Raw genomic sequence first — 16130 nt, 5'->3', positions numbered from 1 at the left:
TATGTCCGACAAATGAGGTCTGCACCTCCGCCTCCCGGAAGCAGCTCAAGGTTTGTTGAGATACAGGTCAGGCCGAATCGAAAATGGGTTCCGAGAACCCGAGCGGGGCGTACTTAAAGTACGTGAGCACCGGAAGCGCAGGAGACCGCCATTTGCAAACCGGCCTCGCCTGATACCAACAGACCTTGTCAGATCGCCTTGGCGTGCAGCGCGCCGCGATAGGAATCGCGCAGATAGCCGAGCGTGGCGTCGGCATCGGCCGGCTTGCCGAACAGATAGCCCTGCCCGCCGGCGCAGCCGAACTGGACGAGGCGGTCGGCCTGCGCTTCGTCCTCGATGCCTTCGGCGACGACATCCATGCCGAGCCCTTCGCACATTGCGAGGATGGCGCGGATGATGTGCTCCGACGGCCGGTCGTCGAGGATGGAGGAGACGAAGGCGCGGTCGATCTTGAGCTTGTCGAAATGGAACTCGCGCAGGCGGCCGAGCGACGACTGGCCGGTGCCGAAATCGTCGAGCGAGACGCGGATGCCGACGCGGCGCAGGTCCTCGACGATCTTCTCGGCCGAGGCCGGATCGTTCATCAGGCCAGTCTCGGTGATCTCGATCTCCAGCCGGCGTGGATCGAAGCCGGTGCGGTCGAGGATGGCCAGGATATGCAGGCCGGTGTTCTGGTCGACGAGCTGCGAGGGCGACAGGTTGAAGGACAAGAACAGCTCCTTCGGCCAGCTGCGCGCCGCCTCGGCCGCCTTGCGCAGCACCAGCTGCGACAGCGGGCCGATAATGCCGCGTTCCTCGGCGATCGGGATGAAGACGGATGGCGGCACGACGCCGAGGTCGCGGTCGGTCCAGCGCGCCAGCGTCTCGAAGCCGATCGTGCGGCGGCTGCTCAAATCGACGATCGGCTGGAAATGCGGTTCGACCTCGCCGGCCGAGACGGCGCGCCGCAGCGCCTGCTCGATGCGGGTGACGCGCTTGGCCGCCTCTTCCATCTCGCGGGTGTAGACGACGACGCGGCCGCGGCCCGAACGCTTGGCGTGATAGAGCGCAGTCTCGGCCTTGTTGAGAAGGATCTCGGTGGTCTCGTCGCCGGAATAGAACAGCGAGCAGCCGACCGAGGCCGAAAGCCTTGCGGTGCGCTCGCCGACATCATAGGGTGCCGACAATATCTCGATCAGCATGCGCGACGTCTCGGCCGCCTGCTCCTCCGAGAACACCATCGGATAGAGGTAGGCGAACTCGTCGGCGCCGATGCGGCAGACCGTGGAATAGCCGTCCATCGAAGCGCGCAGCCGCATCGCCACCTGGATCAGGATGTCGTCGCCGGCCTTGTGGCCGAACAGGTCGTTGATCGGCTTGAAGCCGTCGAGGTCGAGGATGCCGACGGTAAAGGGCGCGGGGTCGTCGGCGCGGTCGCTGATCAGGCGATCGACCTTGTCGAAGAAGCGACGATGGTTGCCGAGCCCGGTCAACGAATCCGTGAAGGCCAGATCCGTATTTTCCTTGCCTGGCTGGCCGGTGCCAAACGTCGTTTGCATCATGCCTCTGTTCTGATGTCGGTATTTATGGCCAGAGTGGCAGCAAAGCGTTTAGGAAAAGTATCGGAAAATCGATTTTTCCATCGTCCAGAAGCTGCTTGGCACGTCGCCGGCTCAGCTTTGGACAAGAAATGGCAGCCCAACCTCCAATATTCGTTTATGCATAGTTGCTAATATAAGTATCGAACGGTCTCTTCTGGAATGCAATTGCGCAGCAAACGCCGTTTCGCACCTTCGGGAATTGCTTTAGCCAGCTTGCTTTAAGCGATAGAGCTCGATCGGGCTGCCTTTCTCGCCGATCGGCTCGAGCCAGTCCGGCACGGAGCCGCGCAGCAGTCCGGCAAGGAAACCCTGCGGCGCCTTCCGGGTCAGGATCAGGGTCTCGACATTGCCGGGGCAGATGGCGACGAGGCCGACGCGATGCGCCTCGACGATTGCCCGCGCGTCATCGGCCGAGCCGAGAAAGGCGTCCAGCGCCAGGAGATTGCCGGCGACGTTGCGGTGATAGGGGCCGGCGAAAACGCGATGGCCGCTATAAGCGAGGACTGGCGCTCCGAGATTGGAGATCGTCAGCACGGTGGTATCGGCCATGCCGCCGAGCGGCGCAAAACTGGCCTTCTTCTGGCAAGTCCTGTCCGAGGCGCCGCCGTCCGCGACGGCCTTGCCTTTCTCGAACGCCACCGAGGCGGCCGCGGCGACGCCCGTCCAGACCGGGTTGATCGAGACCAGCCAGACGGCCGCAAGGCGCAGCGCCACGCCGAGCGAGGAGCTGGCTTCGGCCCGCGCCCGCCATTTTTCGATCCAGGCCGACAACGGAACGACGGCAAAGGCGATCGAGAAGGTGGTGCCGCGCACCTGCCACGCGCCGACCGCGAAGGCGACGACGAGCAGTGCCGCAACGAGACTGTCCTGCCGCCGCCAGCCGCCGCGGCGCAAGTGCCGTGCCATCAGGACGATCGCGACCAGCGGCGTCGCGTAACGCGCCGCCACGCGCGCCGGATCGCGGACAAGCAGCGCAAACAGCGACTGGGCCTCGTCGATATGGTCGAGCCACAGGTCCTTGAGGCGCGGATCGAGGGAGGCATAAGGCGCGGAGAGGCATTGCGGGAACAGCACCGCCACGACCACGCCGAGCACGACCCCCAGAAGCGCAAGCGACCCCAGCCTGCGCGGCCAGCTGCCGGCGGCGGGCTCGACGGAGGCGATAGCGGCAAGCCCCGCGCCGGCAATGGCCGCGATGACAAACTGCGCGACCGAGAAGGCGTCGCACTGCGCCACGCCCCATGCGGAAGGCGGAACGGTGACGGCGAAGACAAGCGCCGCGACACCGGCAAAGCCAAGGCCGAAATTCCGGGCGATCGCCCGTTCGCCGCCTGGATCGGCGACGAACAGCAGCGCCACGCACACGCCGATGGTGGCGACATAGGGCACGGTTTCCATGCCGACGGCGAGCGTCAGCGCGGCGCAGAGACCGGACAACAACGCGGCCCAGCGTCGGGAGGGCGCCTCGAGCAGCAAAGCGAGGCTCGCCATGGTGAGCGTCAGCTGGGCGTTGTGGTGGTCGAGCGCGCCGGGGTCGTAGATGCCGATGAAATAATAGCCGGCGGCGCCGATCAGGATGGCGGGCAGCACCGCGCCGCCACCGCCGAAGCTGCGCGCCGCGCGGGCGGTGAAGAACAAGGTCGACCAGAAGAGCAGCGCCGGCCAGATCACCTGCGCCACGTCCTCGCCGAGCGGCCTGCTGCCGGTGAGCGCCGAGGCCGCAAATGCGATGGCGGCGATCGGCGCGTCGACCAGCCGCGACCAGTGCATGACGAAGCCGTCTTCCAGCCCCATCCGGTATTGGTGCAGGTCGAACCAGCCCTGGCCGGCGAGCAGGTCGCGGACCTCGACGAGGCGCAGCAGATTGTCGTTGTCGCCGCCGGCATCGGTCAGTTGGCCAAAGCCGGCCCATGCATTGATAGCGAATGCGTGCAGGGCGGCAAGCAGCGCCAGCGCCAGATCGGACTTCCAGGCGGCGGCGCCGGTCTCGGCTGTGCCCATTGCGGTGGCCTTTGAAGGGAGAGGATCGGTTTTAAACCTAGCCTTAACGGCTTCAATAAATAGTAAAACGGCTCGACAGGGCCGGCATGAGCACGGCCGGAGGCTGGATCGGGCGTCCGGAGACAGACATGCCGCATGCAGTCCGCCACGAGCCGGTCATCGCCGTGCTCCTGCCTTGCTACAACGAGGAGCTGACGATCGGCGACGTCGTGCGGCGCTTCCGCGAGACGCTGCCTTCGGCCGCGATCTATGTTTACGACAACAATTCCAAAGACCTCACGGCGCTGAAAGCCCGAGCCGCCGGCGCCACCGTCGTGCGCGAGCCGCGGCAGGGCAAGGGCAATGTGGTGCGGCGCATGTTCGCCGACATCGACGCGGATATCTATGTGATGGCCGACGGCGACGGCACCTATGCGCCGGAGGATGCGCCGCAGCTGATCAACGTCCTGCAGACCGAGCGCTCCGACATGGTGGTAGGCACCAGGCGCGGCGTGAGCGACGATGCCGGCCGCAACGGCCACGCTTTCGGCAACCGCCTCTTCAACCGCCTCTACAAGGGTCTGTTCGGGACCGACTTCACCGATATCTTCTCCGGCTACCGGGTCTTTTCGCGCCGCTTCGTCAAAAGCTTTCCGGCCGTTTCCGGCGGCTTCGAGATCGAGACCGAGATGTCGGTGCATGCCTCGCAGCTCAAGCTGCCGGTGAGCGAGATGGCGCTCGATTACGGCCGCCGTCCGGAAGGCTCGTCGTCGAAGCTGTCGACCTTCCGCGACGGCGCCAGGATACTGTGGATGTTCGCCATGCTGGTGAAGGAGACGCAGCCGTTGCGCTTCTTCGGCACGTTCGCGCTGTTCTTCCTGGCGGCCAGCATCGGCCTGATGATCCCGGTGCTGGTCGAGTTCGCGCAGACGGGGCTGGTGCCGCGCATGCCGACCTGGGTGCTGTCGATCGGCATGCTGCTGTTGGCCATGCTGTCGATGATGACCGGGCTGATCCTCGATTCCGTCTCGCGCGGCCGGGCCGAGCAGAAGCGCATCTTCTATCTGTCGATTTCCTCCGGCCGCGCCGAGCGCGGGATATCCGGGCAGGCCTCGCCCAAGGGCGAACCGGGCAAGGCCTCGCGGGCGGCATAGTGGATCGCCTCGTCCGCTTCGCCCTTGCCGGCGGCATCGGCTTCGTCGCCGACGCCGCGGCGCTCTGGCTGCTGCTTGCCGCCACGCCGCTCGGCCCGATGGCGGCGCGCCTGCTGTCGATCGGCTTCGCGCTCTGCGTCACCTGGCAGATCAATCGCCATCTGACCTTCGCGCCGTCGAGCCGGGGCATCGCGCAGGAAGGCGTGCGTTATGGCAGCGTCGGCATCGCCACCAGCATCGTCAATTACCTAGTCTACTGCGCTCTGCTCTTCGCGCTGCCTGCCCTGCCGCCACTGGCGGCGCTGGCCTTTGCCTCGATCGTCGCGATGGCGCTGTCCTTCCTCGGCTACTCCAGGCTGGTCTTCGACCGCTGAACCTCTGCACCAAGCGAGCACGATTGGCAGGCGCCGCCGATTTCCCTATATCGGGCGTCTGAGTTCCCCGGAGACCGCAAATGCCGTTGAAGATCGCCGTCCAGATGGACCATGTCTCCACCGTGTCGATCGCCGGCGACACGACCTTCGCGCTGTCGCTGGAGGCGCAGCGGCGCGGCCACAAGCTTTTCCACTACACGCCCGACCGGCTGTCGATGGTGGGCGGCAAAGTGTTCGCGCGCGTCGAGGAGATGCAGGTGCGCGACGAGAAGGGCAACCATTACGCGCTGGGCGAGAAGGTGCGCACCGACCTCTCCGAGATGGACGTCGTGCTGCTCAGGCAAGACCCGCCCTTCGACATGAACTACATCACCACCACGCACATATTGGAGCGCATCCATCCGAAGACGCTGGTGGTCAACGACCCAGCCTGGGTGCGCAACAGCCCGGAGAAGATCTTCGTCACCGAATTCCCGGACCTGATGCCGGAAACGCTGATCACCAAGGATCCCCAGGAAGTGGCGGCCTTCCGCAAGGAGTTCGGCGACATCATCGTCAAGCCGCTCTACGGCAATGGCGGCGCCGGCATCTTTCATCTGCACGAGGCCGACCGCAATCTCGCCTCGCTGCTCGAAATGTTCGGCCAACTGTTCCGCGAGCCCTATATCGTGCAGCGTTATCTCAAGGACGTGCGCAAGGGCGACAAGCGCATCATCCTGATCGACGGCGAGCCTGTCGGCGCCATCAACCGCGTGCCGGCCGAGCACGATTCCCGCTCCAACATGCATGTCGGCGGCCGCGCCGAGAAGACCGAGCTGACCGAGCGCGAGCGCGAGATCTGCGCCCGCATCGGACCGGCGCTCAGGGAACGCGGCTTCATCCTGGTCGGCATCGACGTGATAGGCGACTACATGACCGAGATAAACGTGACCTCGCCGACCGGCGTGCGCGAAGTGCAGCGCTTTGGCGGCGCGGATATCGCGAGCTTGTTTTGGGACTGCGTGGAAGGGAAGCGGCTGAAGTCGGCCGCGTAATTGCCGCATGTTGACTCTGCAGCACGGATATCGGCCTCCTACCGTATCCGAGATTGTCGGAGCAATGTTGCGTCATCGCCGCTATCTCCGGAAAGAGTGGTACTCTTCCGCGAAGTCGCAACCTGCTCTTCAGGCAAGTTTGCTGTCGGACGATCCGTTCATATCCTATTCGGGAATGTCCGGTACGCCCCTTGGATTGGCAAGTCACATGCCTCTCCTTCCACGCAGTCACCGTGCCTGGTTTCTCATCTCGCCAACCTGGTCCATCGAAAACAATTCCAGCGTCAAAATGATCCGGACCTATGCCGTTCTGCATAGACTTGGGAACCCCCGTCACTCGCTAATCTTCCTATCCAACACACAAGCCGAGGCTGATCTCTTGAATCAGTCCGGTGAGGCCGCCGTCCTGCATAACAAGACTTCAACAACCTCCGAATACATATTCAGGCCCCTCGAGGACATCCCTGTAGAATTTGATGCAATATACAATGCGCAACTGGCTTCGTGGAAACGCCACGACTTGTCCCTTGGTATCGAGCGTTGTGCATTTGTCTTTTATCGTGATTCAGTGGGGTCATCCACGACGGAGTCGGAAAGGGCGCGGGTAAATCGGCACAGGGAGCTCGCGCCGGGTCACGTGTTTATCAATGAGTTTGACAGCACCGGCAAACCTGTTCGATTGGCGCCGGCTCATGTGAACATGCATCTAAATCGTGCAGCCGTGGGAATTTGTCTCTCTGCAATAGAGGGACCAATGTTCGCCAGCACAGAGTATCTTCTCGCGGGGCTACCTGTTGTCACGACCCCGAGCCATGGTGGTCGAGACCTTTATCTCGATGACGAATATTCGCTTACAGTTCCACCCGACCCTCGATCCATCGCGGAGGCTGTCTTAGCGCTGAAGGAGCGACGAATCCCCCGGGCTTATATTCGTTCGCAAACTTTGAAACGAGTTGAGCGAGACCGCCGGCGGTTCATAGACCTTGTAAATGAGATTTTTCTGGAAAGCGGCTCTTTGCGCCGGCTCGCCATGCCTTGGCCTTTCCGATATCCTGTCATGGAGTGGCTTCCACCCCACATCGCAATCGATCGATCGCTTTCAGGCACGGTCGATGCCTTCATCACCGCCTAGACGGCAACAGCCCGATTGCCGGAGGGACTGCTCGCCTTGTTCAACAGGTCGAGAGCACGCGGCGATAGCGGCTGCTCGGGCGCGCCTCGGCCTTTTAGTCCAGAAGGAGCTTTGGCCGAAATCCATCATCTTCGCGGATAGATGTTCCTGTAATGTTCTTGCGTGTTTCGAAAATCTATGGTTGTCTGGACTGTACGCGCTCGCGGCCCGATGGTGGATGCGGGCGCGTTGAGGCCGGGGGTTTTGGATAAATGGTGGCGCGGGTTCGCACGGTGGCTTTCCAGGGCATCGAAGCTTTGCCGGTCGATGTCCAGGTGATGGTCGGGCCGGGTAAGGTCGGCATGCAGATCGTCGGCCTGCCGGACAAGGCGGTGGCCGAAAGCCGCGAGCGCGTGCAGGCGGCGCTGCATGCCTCGGGCCTGTCGATGCCGTCGAAGAAGGTGACGGTGAACCTCGCGCCGGCCGATCTTCCCAAGGAAGGCAGCCATTACGACCTGCCGATCGCGCTCGGCCTGATGGCGGCGCTTGGCGCCATTCCGGGCGATATGCTGGCCGGCTATGTGGTGCTTGGCGAATTGTCGCTCGACGGCACCATCGCTGGCGTGGCCGGCGCACTGCCGGCGGCGATCGGCGCCAATGCCGAAAGCAAGGGCTTGATCTGTCCCTTCGCCTGCGGCCCGGAGGCGGCCTGGGCAGGCAAGGATTTCGACATCCTTGCACCGCGCAGCCTGATTGCCGTCGCCAACCATTTTCGCGGCACGCAGGTGCTGTCGCGGCCCGAGGCCGGCATCCAGCTTGCCGCGCGCGACCTGCCGGATCTCGCCGACATCAAGGGCCAGGAGAGCGCCAAGCGGGCGGTCGAAGTGGCTGCCGCCGGCGGCCACAACCTTCTCATGGTCGGGCCGCCCGGCTCGGGCAAGTCGATGCTGGCGCAGCGCCTGCCCTCGATCCTGCCGCCGCTGGCGCCGAAGGAGCTGCTCGAAGTGTCGATGATCGCTTCCGTCGCCGGCGAGCTCGGCGAAGGCAAGCTGACCGACCGGCGGCCGTTCCGCGCCCCGCATCATTCGGCCTCGATGGCGGCGATGGTGGGCGGCGGGCTGCGCGCACGTCCGGGCGAGGTCTCGCTCGCCCATCACGGCGTGCTGTTCCTCGACGAGTTGCCGGAATTCACGCCGCAGACCTTGGATGCGCTGCGCCAGCCGCTGGAAACCGGCGACTGCATGATCGCACGCGCCAACCACCGCGTCACCTATCCGGCGCGCATCCAGCTGGTGGCGGCGATGAATCCGTGCCGCTGCGGCATGTCGGGCGAGCCCGGCTATCGCTGCCTGCGCGGCGACCGCTGCCGCACCGAGTACCAGGCGCGCATTTCCGGCCCGCTGCTCGACCGCATCGACCTCAGGATCGAGGTGCCGGCGGTCTCGGCAAGCGACTTGATCCGGCCGGACAAGGCCGAGACGAGCGCTTCGGTGGCGCAGCGCGTGGCACGTGCGCGTGCCATGCAGCGCGAGCGGCTGGAAAGATTGGGTGCGGGCGCCACCACCAACGCGCACTGCCCGCCCTCGATCATCGAGGAGATCGCCAAGCCCGATAGCGCCGGGCTGACGCTGCTCAAGGACGCCAGCGAAAAGCTCGGCTTTTCGGCGCGGGCCTATCACCGCGTGCTGAAGGTGGCGCGCACGCTGGCCGACCTCGACGCCAGCGAAACCGTCGGCCGTATCCATCTCGCCGAGGCGATCTCCTATAGGATGAGCGCGGAGCGCATGGCGCAGGCGGCGTGAAGCGGGCGTATCGGGCTTTCATCCCTCTTCAATCTTGCGCCGGGATCAGCTTCTGCAGCGTCGGTGCCAGGATCATGGCGAAGCTCGATCCATCGCCATAGGCCCGCGCGGAAATCATCGCCCCGTGCACGGTCGCCATGAAGGCTTCCGCCTCCACGTGCGGCGCGGCGGCGATCGTCAATGTGCCTTGCGCGGCGCCGCGCTCGATAACGCCGGTCAGCCACCCCGAGAGAAACCGGAAATAGGCCCGGACCTCCGCGGCCACCTCAGGCGGAAGGGCCGGAAGCTCGCTGGCAAGCAGCGCGCAGACGCAGATCGGCCTGCTCGCATCCTCGATGCACTGCGCCCAGAAGTCGGCATAGGTGCGCAGCAACTGAGGCGGCGCAGGCACACTGCGCTCTAGCTCCGTCATGCCTGTCACGGCATCCTCGAGGTAGCGCCTGACCAGGGTTTGCACCAAGTCGACCTTGCTCGGGAAATGATGATGGATGCTGGCTTTGCGTATACCGACCACGTCGGCGATATCGGCGTAGCTGAACCCGTTATAGCCGCCGGCGACGATGAAGCGTCGCGCGGCGGCCAGTATGTCATCGGCGGTGTTCGAGGGCTTGTCCATGGACATGCCTACCTCAACTCGCGACCGGCGGCGACTTGCGAAGGATATCGCTGACCGACAGCCACACGGCGGACACGAGGAAGTAGAAGGCACCGAAAGCTGCATAGGGCGCGACATTGGCGATGCCGATGGCCTCGGCGCCGCCCGCCATCTTGACAAAAAAGAGGCCGGCTAGCGCTGATTGCGCGCCACTCAGGATCATCGCCCATTGGGCGCCGTTACTCTTCCAGCGACGCGCCGCGGTGAGAAGCTGAAACGCGCCGGAGACGACCGCCCAGACCCCATAGACCGCGAGCACCGCGTTCATGCTGCGGCCAAGCGCGATAGCGACCGCGATTGCGGTGACGATGCTGACGGCGAAATTGAGGAGCTGCGACTTGTTGCGGCCCAAGCCGCCACTGCGCTGCGCGTCGACATAGTTCGCGAGCGCGTCCCAGGCGGGGTAGGCCACCAGCATTACGGCGGCGAGCGGCGGAACCGACTTCGCGACGATGACGGCTATCGCGACCCAGGCCGCCGACACGGCAAACCGCAGAAAATAGTAGCTTTTGAGCCAGCCGTTTGAGGACTGGGCATGGTTCATTCGTGCAGGCATGACGGTTCCTTTCATTTCAATTGCCTACCAACTAGTAGGTAGATTGAAAATCGTCAATGCCCTTGCGGGCCGGTCGCCGATCACCTCGATATCTCGTTTACGTGATCGGCGCCCGCTTGCGCCGCGCTACTGCTCGCGCGCCTTCAGCTCCAGTCGCCGCTTATGCAGCACCGGCTCGGTGTAGCCGTTCGGCTGCACCGTACCCTTGAACACCAGGTCGCAGGCGGCCTGGAAGGCGATGGAATTGTCGAAGTCCGGCGCCATCGGGCGGTAGAGCGGGTCGCCGACATTCTGGCGGTCCACGATGGCCGCCATGCGCTGCAGCGAGTCCCTCACCTGGATTTCCGAGCACACCTTGTGGCGCAGCCAGTTGGCGATGTGCTGCGAGGAGATGCGCAGCGTGGCGCGGTCCTCCATCAGGCCGACATCGTTGATATCGGGCACTTTCGAGCAGCCGACGCCCTGGTCGATCCAGCGCACGACGTAACCCAGGATGCCCTGCGCGTTGTTGTCGAGCTCGCGCTGGATCTCGTCCGGCGTCCAGTTCGGCCGCCTTGCTACCGGCACCGACAGGATATCGTCGAGCTTCGCCTTCGGCCGGCTCCTCAGCGCCGCCTGCACGGCGTGCACGTCGACCTTGTGGTAATGCGTGGCGTGCAGCGTCGCCGCCGTCGGCGACGGCACCCAGGCAGTGTTGGCGCCGGCCTTGGGATGGGCGATCTTCTCAACCAGCATCGCCGCCATCAGATCCGGCATCGCCCACATGCCTTTGCCGATCTGGGCGTGGCCGGCGAGCCCGCATTCCAGGCCGGTGTCGACATTCCAGGCCTCATAGGCGGAAATCCAGGCGGCCTGCTTCATGTCGCCCTTGCGGATCATCGGGCCGGCTTCCATCGAGGTGTGGATCTCGTCGCCGGTGCGGTCGAGGAAGCCGGTGTTGATGAACACCACGCGTTCCTTCGCGGCGCGGATCGCTTCCTTGAGGTTGACGGTGGTGCGCCGCTCCTCGTCCATGATGCCCATCTTGATGGTGTTCCTGGCCATGCCGAGCAGCGCTTCGACGCGATCAAAGATCTCGACGGCGAAGGCGACCTCTTCCGGCCCGTGCATCTTCGGCTTCACCACATACATAGAGCCGGCGCGGGAATTCATCCGGCGGCCGTTCGGGCCGATATCGTGCAGCGCGATCAGCGCGGTGAGCGCCGCATCCATGATGCCTTCCGGCACCTCGTTGCCGTCGCGGTCGATGATCGCGGGATTGGTCATCAGGTGGCCGACATTGCGCACCAGCATCAGCGAGCGGCCGGGCAGCGTAAGCGTGCCGCCGCCGCGCGAGGTGTAGGTGCGGTCCGGGTTGAGCTTGCGGACGAAGGTCTTGCCGCCCTTGGCGATCTCTTCCGCGAGGTCGCCCTTCATCAGGCCGAGCCAGTTGCGATAGACGACGACCTTATCCTGCGCATCCACGGCGGCGACCGAATCCTCGCAATCCTGAATGGTGGTCAACGCGGCTTCGAGGAGGACGTCGGCGATACCCGCCGGATCGGTCCTGCCGATCTGGTTGGCGCGGTCGATCACGATTTCGATATGTAGACCGTTCTTGACCAGAAGCACCGCTTCCGGCGTGGCGGCATCACCGCGATAGCCGACGAACTGCCTCGGATCGGCAAGCGTCGTGGCGCCGGCGCCCTCGCCTGCTTTCAGCGCGCCATTCGCCACCGACAGCCCATTGACGCCCGCCCATTTGCCGGTGGTCAGCGGCACGGACTGGTCGAGGAAATCCTTGGCCCAGGCGATCACCTTGCCGCCGCGCGCCGGATTGAAGCCCTTCCCCTTCTCGGCGCCGCCGGTTTCGGCAATGACGTCGGTGCCGTAGAGCGCGTCATAGAGCGAGCCCCAGCGCGCATTGGCGGCGTTGAGCGCATAGCGCGCATTCATCACCGGCACCACGAGCTGCGGCCCGGCAACGACCGCAATCTCGGGATCGACATGTTCCGTGCTGACGCTGAAGTCCGGCCCTTCCGGCACCAGATAGCCGATCTCCTTGAGGAAATTCTTGTAGGCCTCCATGTCGATCGGCGCGCCATTGGCGCGATACCAGAAGTCGAGCTTTTCCTGCATGGCGTCGCGCTTGGCGAGCAGCGCGCGGTTCTTCGGCGCGAGGTCGTGGACGATGGCTGAAAAGCCGGTCCAGAATTTTTCCGCGTCGATGCCGGTGCCGACTGCCGCCTCCTCGGCGACGAAGTCGTGGAGCTCCCGGGCAATCCGCAACCCGGCGATCTCGATGCGGTCGGTCATCTGCACGTCTCCAGATAGGTGGCTTGCCGGGCGTTTGGCATGTTTGGGGTTGCGGGGTCAATTCAGCTTAGGGTGTAGAGGGGCGCGGCCTTTTCCTTCTCCCCTTGTGGGAGAAGGTGGATCGGCGCGCAAGCGCCGAGACGGATGAGGGGTGTTCCAGCGGAGGCTGACTTTCCCTGGAGCACCCCTCATCCGTCGCCTTCGGCGACACCTTCTCCCACAAGGGGAGAAGGGAAAGCTGCGCTAGACCGCAATCCGCGGCCGTCCCGACGCCACGGCCACCACATGCGCCTCGATGAACATGCGCTGGCCCTCGATGGTCGAGACCTTGAACTCGGTGGAAACGTGAATCTCGGCGCTGTCGGTGCCCGCGTCCTTGGCGCGATCGGCGGCGAGCGCCCGCACATCGGCTTGCGCTGCCTCGATCGCCTTGTCCTCCTCGGTGAAATCGCGCACCGTCTGGCCCGAGGCCAGCCTAAACAGGCCTTCCTTGGGCTGGCTGACACGGGCCTCGGCCGAGACGCGCACCTGGCCGACGACGGCGCCGAGCGCGTTGGCGACATCGGTGTCTTCCGGCACGATGCAGCCATTGCCGATCAGCGGCGGCAGGCCGGCATAATGCAGCGGCGCCGAGGCGCCGAGGCCGATGACCGGGCGGTCGAGCGCAACGGTGAAGCGAGCGATGCCAGGATGGCCGTCGACGGCGCGCTGCACCAGCGCATGCGCCACCGTGGCGGCGCCGTCCAGCCCGTCCTCGGCGAAGGCGGTCTCCAAAATATATTCGGCCGACCAGCGGGTCAGCGTGACGAGCACGCGCTGCGAAATCTCCTCCGGCGTCGCTGCGATCGTCTGGCCGCGGCCGTCGCGGCGGCGGGCGAAAAGCTCGGCGCCGAGCCGGGCGGTGGCGGCGTGCCAATTGGCCTGTTTTCCCAGCACATGGGCGGCGTCGGATGGCGTGAAGCCCGAGATGTGCACCAGCCCGCGCGCGACCAGCCGGTTCAGCGTGGCGTTCTGCGCGTTGGAAGCGAGCAGCCGGTCGAGCGCCAGCGGCGCGGCGCCGATCGTCTCGTAGAGCTTCGCTTCCGGCCCGGTGAGGCCGGCGGCGAGCCGGTCCGGCACGCCGGTGCGCAGGGCGAAGCGCCCGTCCATGCGGCCGGGATTGGGGGCGCGCAGCTGGCGCTCCAGCTCGGCGGTGACGGCCTCGCCATGCACCATGCCGGACAGCGCCAGCGGCACCAGGCGGCGCGGCCCAAGCAGGATTTTCGGGTCGAGCGCGCCGTCTTCCAGCGCCACTTCGGAGTCGCCGCCAAGGCCGAAGGTGCGCATGGCGACGGCTTCGACCATGGTGCGGAAGCCGCCGACGGTGGCGCCTTCCGGATCAAGCCGCGGCCGGCCGCCATCGAGCACGGCGACATCGGTGGTGGTGCCGCCGATATCCGAGACCATGGCGTCGTCCAGCCCGGTCATGTGGCGCGCGCCGACCAGGCTGGCGGCCGGGCCGGACAATATGGTCTCGATCGGCCGCTGGCGGGCAAAGGCCGCCGACACCAGCGCGCCGTCGCCGCGCACCACCATCAGGGGCGCTGCGATGCCGCGTTGGCCAAGAAAGCCTTCGGTCGCCGCCACCAGCCGGTCGATCATCGAGATCAGGCGCGCATTGAGCAAAGTGGTGAGCGCGCGGCGCGGGCCGCCGAGCTTGGCGGAAAGCTCGTGGCTGGCGGTAACCGGCAGGCCGGTCTTGTCGCGGATGAGGTCGCGGGCCGCGAGCTCATGCGCCGGATTGCGGGTGGCGAAATAGGCGCAGACGGCAAAGCCCGATACCGAGCCGCCCAGTTCCGGCAGCGCCGCCTCGAGTCCGGAAAGATCGAGCTTGGCCGCATTGCCGTGCACGTCATGCCCGCCGGGCAAGAACACCACCGGGTCGGTGCCAAGCGCCGTCTTCAGCCCGTCGCGGGCGAGGTCTGCCTCTGAAAAGCCGATCATCACCAGCGCCACGCGCCCGCCTTGGCCCTCGACCAGCGCGTTGGTGGCGAGCGTCGTCGACATCGAAACCAGTTTGATCGAGGCAGGATCGGTCCTGGATTGTTCCAGCACCGCGTCGACCGCTCCGGAAATACCGACGGCGAGGTCGTGGCGCGTGGTCAGCGACTTCGCCTTGGCCAGCACCTTGCCCTTCGGGCCGCCTTCCTCCGACCACAGCACCGCATCGGTGTAGGTGCCGCCGGTGTCGATGCCGAGGAAGAGAGGGGGAGGCTTGGCGGTCATTTCTGCGAGGCGGTCCAGGGTCGAGGGCTTTGTTGCGAAGCCCTTAGCCGATACCGGCAGGCGGATAAAGGCGGGAGAGGTGGGCCAGGGGGAGAGGCGCCGGGGTTTATTGGAAACGTCGACGCGAGGCCCCCCTCTCTGCCCTGCCGGCCATCTCCCCCTCAAGGGGAGAGATCAGATGTCGCCGGCGCTTTCGCCAATCGCCAACGTCGCAAAGGGGGCGCCGGCGTCCAAGCTGCCAATCTCCCCCCTTGAGGGGGAGATGCCCGGCAGGGCAGAGAGGGGGGCCTCGCGCCGGCCTGCGCAGCAGTCTTTCAAGCGCCGGCGTTTCCTATTTCGCCGTGACGGTGCCCGTCATCGAGCTGTGGATCGCACAATGGAACGGATGCGCGCCGGCGGCCGATATCTTGACCTTGGCGCGCTTGCCCTTGGCGAGTTGGCCGGTATCGAAGGAACCGTCATCCGCGGTGGCGGTGTGCGTCTTGGAATCGGCGTTGGTGAAGGTCACGGTGTCGCCGACGGCGACACTGATCTTGGCCGGGTGGAATTTCATGTCCTTGATCTCGACCGCGTGGTTTGCGGCGAAGGCAGGCATTGCGACGGCAAGCAAGGCAAGGGTGAGCATGGTGCGCATGGCGGATTCCTCCTGAGAGTCCTCCCCCTAAGCTAAGGCGGGCGCGGCGTTTGTCATGCCACGAACCCCACTCTTTTATGCGACCCGTCGCAAAACGGCTTGTTGGCCGAATGCCCGCAGCGGCAGAGGAACACCTTGGTGGTCCGCGCGATGGTATGCCCGGTGCCGGTGACGATCTCCGCATTGCCTTCGACCTTGAGCGGGCCGTTGACGGTGGGGGTGACCGTCAGCGGGCCGTCCCGCGCTTCCAGCATCTGCGCCTCCTTCAGCGGCGGCTCCCCTGTGGCGGTGAAGCCGGCCTTGATGTGGCTGTTGTCGCAGAACGGCTTGTTCTGCGACAGGCCGCAGCGGCAGAGCGTGGCGCGGAAGAGGGTCTCCTCGCCGAGCACGATTTCGGCATGCACGGCCAGCGGTCCGTTCTCGCGCAACCGCACGGTGTTGACCACCGGCGGCCTCTCCTGCGGCCCGCCATCCTTGCGGGTGTAGGTGATGGCGCCCGACGGACAGTTTTCCGCCAGCGCCACGACCCGCTCGACGCTGGCCGCGTCAGGGTGGATCCACTCGCCCGGCGCGTTGGGCACGAAAACATGCGGGTTGCCGAGCACGCAATTGCGCGAATGGATGCAACGCTTGCCGCTGAAAGAAACGTCGATCTTCTCGCCTTCGACCGTGCCTGCCATGTGGGTGGGG

General features: G+C 65.3%; 13 protein-coding genes. 5 read left to right on the top strand and 8 right to left on the bottom strand.

Annotated elements, in window-relative coordinates; genetic code table 11:
* Positions 1-188: 188 nt before the first annotated feature.
* Both FJ423_RS22685 and FJ423_RS22680 read right to left on the bottom strand, forming a co-directional pair.
* The gene (locus FJ423_RS22685; protein WP_140635945.1) at positions 189-1538 is read right to left on the bottom strand and encodes an EAL domain-containing protein; all 1350 of its coding nucleotides are present in this window, start codon (positions 1536-1538) and stop codon (positions 189-191) included.
* Positions 1539-1784: 246 nt separating this feature from the next.
* Complete coding sequence (locus FJ423_RS22680) at positions 1785-3581, bottom strand: GtrA family protein (protein ID WP_140845297.1); 1797 nt, start codon at positions 3579-3581, stop codon at positions 1785-1787.
* Positions 3582-3709: 128 nt separating this feature from the next.
* Here FJ423_RS22680 and FJ423_RS22675 point away from each other — a divergent pair, with 128 nt between their 5' ends.
* From FJ423_RS22675 to FJ423_RS22655, 5 genes are all read left to right on the top strand, one after another.
* Positions 3710-4714, top strand: coding sequence for a glycosyltransferase (locus tag FJ423_RS22675; protein WP_140845296.1), 1005 nt, complete (start codon positions 3710-3712; stop codon positions 4712-4714).
* Entirely contained in the window at positions 4714-5088 is a 375-nt protein-coding gene (locus FJ423_RS22670) for a GtrA family protein (RefSeq protein WP_140845295.1), read from the top strand. The genes FJ423_RS22675 and FJ423_RS22670 overlap by 1 nt, the downstream gene beginning before the upstream one ends.
* Before the next feature lie 80 nt (positions 5089-5168).
* A complete protein-coding gene (gene gshB, locus FJ423_RS22665; protein WP_140845294.1) occupies positions 5169-6122 on the top strand; it encodes a glutathione synthase in 954 nt (317 codons plus the stop codon).
* Between the two features lie 64 nt (positions 6123-6186).
* Positions 6187-7254 (top strand): glycosyltransferase, encoded by a 1068-nt coding sequence (locus FJ423_RS22660; RefSeq protein WP_140845293.1) that lies wholly within the window; start codon positions 6187-6189, stop codon positions 7252-7254.
* 251 nt (positions 7255-7505) lie between these two features.
* Positions 7506-9035: a YifB family Mg chelatase-like AAA ATPase gene (locus FJ423_RS22655; RefSeq protein WP_140845292.1), complete on the top strand. Its 1530-nt coding sequence runs from the start codon at positions 7506-7508 to the stop codon at positions 9033-9035.
* 28 nt (positions 9036-9063) lie between these two features.
* Here FJ423_RS22655 and FJ423_RS22650 read toward each other — a convergent pair whose 3' ends face one another.
* The 6 genes from FJ423_RS22650 to FJ423_RS22620 form a co-directional block, all read right to left on the bottom strand.
* A complete protein-coding gene (locus FJ423_RS22650; protein WP_140845365.1) occupies positions 9064-9651 on the bottom strand; it encodes a TetR/AcrR family transcriptional regulator in 588 nt (195 codons plus the stop codon).
* A 13-nt stretch (positions 9652-9664) separates the two neighbouring features.
* Entirely contained in the window at positions 9665-10246 is a 582-nt protein-coding gene (locus FJ423_RS22645) for a DUF308 domain-containing protein (protein ID WP_140845364.1), read from the bottom strand.
* Positions 10247-10372: 126 nt separating this feature from the next.
* The gene (locus FJ423_RS22640; protein WP_140845291.1) at positions 10373-12541 is read right to left on the bottom strand and encodes a malate synthase G; all 2169 of its coding nucleotides are present in this window, start codon (positions 12539-12541) and stop codon (positions 10373-10375) included.
* Positions 12542-12784: 243 nt separating this feature from the next.
* Positions 12785-14806: a hydantoinase/oxoprolinase family protein gene (locus FJ423_RS22635; protein ID WP_140845290.1), complete on the bottom strand. Its 2022-nt coding sequence runs from the start codon at positions 14804-14806 to the stop codon at positions 12785-12787.
* Between the two features lie 331 nt (positions 14807-15137).
* Positions 15138-15440, bottom strand: a complete 303-nt coding sequence (locus tag FJ423_RS22625; RefSeq protein ID WP_140845289.1) for a cupredoxin family copper-binding protein — start codon at positions 15438-15440, stop codon at positions 15138-15140.
* A gap of 53 nt (positions 15441-15493) precedes the next feature.
* Positions 15494-16120: a CDGSH iron-sulfur domain-containing protein gene (locus FJ423_RS22620; protein WP_140845288.1), complete on the bottom strand. Its 627-nt coding sequence runs from the start codon at positions 16118-16120 to the stop codon at positions 15494-15496.
* Between the last annotated feature and the right edge of the window lie 10 nt (positions 16121-16130).

Origin of the sequence: Mesorhizobium sp. B2-8-9 (genome assembly GCF_006439475.1) — a bacterium.
GTDB lineage: Bacteria > Pseudomonadota > Alphaproteobacteria > Rhizobiales > Rhizobiaceae > Mesorhizobium.
This window is presented reverse-complemented; position numbering and strand designations above follow the sequence as displayed.

Excerpts from the sequence above, each read along its gene's own strand:
- FJ423_RS22685 (WP_140635945.1), bottom strand. The coding sequence starts at position 1,538 with ATGCAAACGACGTTTGGCACCGGCCAGCCAGGCAAGGAAAATACGGAT.
- FJ423_RS22680 (WP_140845297.1), bottom strand. The coding sequence starts at position 3,581 with ATGGGCACAGCCGAGACCGGCGCCGCCGCCTGGAAGTCCGATCTGGCG.
- FJ423_RS22675 (WP_140845296.1), top strand. The coding sequence starts at position 3,710 with ATGCCGCATGCAGTCCGCCACGAGCCGGTCATCGCCGTGCTCCTGCCT.
- gshB (WP_140845294.1), top strand. The coding sequence starts at position 5,169 with ATGCCGTTGAAGATCGCCGTCCAGATGGACCATGTCTCCACCGTGTCG.
- FJ423_RS22660 (WP_140845293.1), top strand. The coding sequence starts at position 6,187 with ATGTTGCGTCATCGCCGCTATCTCCGGAAAGAGTGGTACTCTTCCGCG.
- FJ423_RS22655 (WP_140845292.1), top strand. The coding sequence starts at position 7,506 with ATGGTGGCGCGGGTTCGCACGGTGGCTTTCCAGGGCATCGAAGCTTTG.
- FJ423_RS22650 (WP_140845365.1), bottom strand. The coding sequence starts at position 9,651 with ATGGACAAGCCCTCGAACACCGCCGATGACATACTGGCCGCCGCGCGA.
- FJ423_RS22645 (WP_140845364.1), bottom strand. The coding sequence starts at position 10,246 with ATGCCTGCACGAATGAACCATGCCCAGTCCTCAAACGGCTGGCTCAAA.
- FJ423_RS22640 (WP_140845291.1), bottom strand. The coding sequence starts at position 12,541 with ATGACCGACCGCATCGAGATCGCCGGGTTGCGGATTGCCCGGGAGCTC.
- FJ423_RS22635 (WP_140845290.1), bottom strand. The coding sequence starts at position 14,806 with ATGACCGCCAAGCCTCCCCCTCTCTTCCTCGGCATCGACACCGGCGGC.
- FJ423_RS22625 (WP_140845289.1), bottom strand. The coding sequence starts at position 15,440 with ATGCGCACCATGCTCACCCTTGCCTTGCTTGCCGTCGCAATGCCTGCC.
- FJ423_RS22620 (WP_140845288.1), bottom strand. The coding sequence starts at position 16,120 with ATGGCAGGCACGGTCGAAGGCGAGAAGATCGACGTTTCTTTCAGCGGC.